This is a genomic window from Vibrio hibernica (assembly GCF_015223435.1).
Lineage (GTDB): Bacteria > Pseudomonadota > Gammaproteobacteria > Enterobacterales > Vibrionaceae > Vibrio > Vibrio hibernica.
The window spans coordinates 1-2,346 of sequence record NZ_VHKO01000106.1 but is presented as its reverse complement, the minus strand read 5'-3'; the positions used below and the strand labels follow the sequence as shown (position 1 = coordinate 2,346).

Annotated in this window: 4 protein-coding genes; 3 read left to right on the top strand and 1 reads right to left on the bottom strand. The window is 35.8% G+C overall.

The features are described 5' to 3' along the window. Nucleotides 1–182: 182 nt before the first annotated feature. The 3 genes from FH976_RS15620 to FH976_RS15610 are packed head-to-tail and all read left to right on the top strand — an operon-like array spanning nt 183 to nt 1,498. Nucleotides 183–500, top strand: coding sequence for a type II toxin-antitoxin system MqsR family toxin (locus tag FH976_RS15620; RefSeq protein WP_194091698.1), 318 nt, complete (start codon nt 183–185; stop codon nt 498–500). Between the two features lie 16 nt (nt 501–516). Beyond that, the gene (locus FH976_RS15615) at nt 517–1,050 is read left to right on the top strand and encodes a type II toxin-antitoxin system MqsA family antitoxin (protein WP_194091697.1); all 534 of its coding nucleotides are present in this window, start codon (nt 517–519) and stop codon (nt 1,048–1,050) included. Then, nucleotides 1,043–1,498, top strand: a complete 456-nt coding sequence (locus FH976_RS15610) for a hypothetical protein (RefSeq protein ID WP_194091696.1) — start codon at nt 1,043–1,045, stop codon at nt 1,496–1,498. The genes FH976_RS15615 and FH976_RS15610 overlap by 8 nt, the downstream gene beginning before the upstream one ends. A gap of 37 nt (nt 1,499–1,535) precedes the next feature. Here FH976_RS15610 and FH976_RS15605 read toward each other — a convergent pair. Beyond that, on the bottom strand, nt 1,536–2,346 hold an 811-nt coding region (locus FH976_RS15605; protein ID WP_194091695.1), incomplete at its 5' end, for an IS110 family RNA-guided transposase.

The window sequence follows — 2,346 nt, the reverse complement described above, 5'->3', positions numbered from 1 at the left end:
CATACTTTATGAATAAATTTAGTTATTTAGCTTGTTGAATGAAAAAACGAATAGAATGATAGACGGAAAGACTATACGGGTTTTTTCCGTCTATTAAATTGTTAGGCATTAAATGCTATTCCAATCTCGTGCAATTATGTTAACATCCGCTAAACTAACCATTATGGTTACATGGAGAGTGTGTGGCTGAATACGATTTAGAACAGGTAAAAGCGGCAGCTCAAAGTCTAGATATTGAATATAGAGGCAGAAAAGTTAGTAGAGATATAGCTAACTTAGGATATGACATGAATGACGTATCCTCTTGCCTATGCCAACTCAGATCAAGTGATTTTCGTAAGACTCACTCTTATGGTAATCAACCACCTGATGATGAGTATATTTGTCGCTATAAGAAAGACCCAGAAGAAGATGAGTTTGATGAATTATATGTCAAGTTTTGTCTTGTGGATGGATATCTAGTTATTGATTTAGCTTCTTTTCATTTACCTCAGTATTAACTTGAGGAGAGTTTATATGACCAATTGCAAAATATGTAAATCAGAAAGTATTAGACAATTAGATGATATGGAAAGTATTTCCTATAAAGGATCAGTATTATCGATCTCAATGGAATATTCCGTATGTAATGAATGCGAAAGAGAATTCGTTTCGAAACAACAGATATTAAATAATGATTCTCGTGTTAGAGATGCGAAGAAAAGTGTAGATGGACTTTTAACTTCTACACAAATTTATCATGCTCGTACTTCAATGGAATTAACTCAAGAACAAGCCTCTCTTGTTTTCGGAGGAGGTAAGAATGCGTTTTCAAAATACGAACGAGCTGAAGTTTCTCAAAGCGTAGCGATGGATAAGTTAATACGTATTTGCTTAAAGCACCCACCTGTATTACATGAACTTTTAATTGGTGCAGGCATTAAAAGAGAATCAACCCAAGTAACTTATGAAAATAATGTAATACCATATCCAAAATTTAAGGCTGCTAATCAATCTCAGTTTAAAACTGTAAGATCAATTGAATTAACAAAGGACGTATCTTATGGATAAAGAATTAATCGGTGAAGCAATTAAGTCATTAGAGTTAATTGATATTCACCTATATTCAACTTCGATATCACGTTTTGAAGAGATAAGTTCTGATAATTACCCTGAAGAAATGGGACAACAAAACAAAATATCGATAAAAGCGGAGTTCTTAGAAAGTGAAGATAACTCTGATGGTTCTAGGTTAATTCATGCTAAGGTTGAATTTGGCTTAAGGTTTATAGAGGAGAACGAAGAAAGTGAAATTAAAACTCTCGCTGAGATTGAAGCGTGTTTTATTGTTAAGTATCACCAAACACAGGAAATTTCAGAAGAAGCTATAAATGAATTTATGCAATTTAATGTTGTCCATAATGCTTGGCCATTTTGGAGAGAGCATGCATTTAGATCGGCAGCACAAGCGAAGTTACCTACTCCAATGATTTCCTTATTTAAGCCTGCCTCAGAATAAAATGCCTAACAAGTGACTATGGTGTCAATAATTAATGTTAAACCATTTTAGGGTTCCACATGACACCATCTCTCACCATCGAATTTATGATCACTATGAGCTTTCTAATGCACGCAATGATGGCTACTTTTTTAGGTTTTCCAGCCGCAACCATTCGATGGTAAATCTCTTTAAATTTAGGATTACATTGAATGGCTGACATCATTGCCATGTACATTGCCGTTCTTATTTTAGGTCGCCCACCACGTATCATTCGCTTGCCTTGGTAAGCACCGCTCTCTCGATTAAATGGGGCTACGCCAACTAAAGAAGCGGCTTCTTTATTGTTTATATAGCCAAGCTCTGGCATGTCGCTGAGTAGATTAAAGGCGACAACATTTCCGACACCTGGAACACTTTGAATGATGTCATTTTTGGCTTTGTATTCGTCACATTCTTCAATGAGTTTTTGTAGTTTTGAGTCTACTTTTTCTATCTGATTTTTTAACGCCGTTAAGATAGGTTTTATTAACGAAGAGATTGTTTTTGGCATTATCTGAGAACGGTTTTTCTCCATCGTTTGCATATCCATGAGTTGTCTTCTTCTTGACAGTAAATCGCTCATAAGACGCATCTGCTCAGGCTTTAAGGTTGATAATGAGGGCTTTATCGCTTCACCAAAATGAGCGATGAGGTGAGCATCAAGTTTGTCTGTTTTTGCTTTTTGACCAATGGCACCTGCGAAGCGTTTGATGTTAACAGGGTTGGCGATAACAAAAGGAATTTTAGCTTCAGCACAAGCCAGAATAAAGGGTTGCTCAAGACGACCCGTTGCTTCAATAACGACACGATTGATTGGATATTTTTTT

Coding starts and splice junctions, on each gene's coding strand:
- FH976_RS15610 (WP_194091696.1), top strand. CDS start 1,043: ATGGATAAAGAATTAATCGGTGAAGCAATTAAGTCATTAGAGTTAATT.
- FH976_RS15615 (WP_194091697.1), top strand. CDS start 517: ATGACCAATTGCAAAATATGTAAATCAGAAAGTATTAGACAATTAGAT.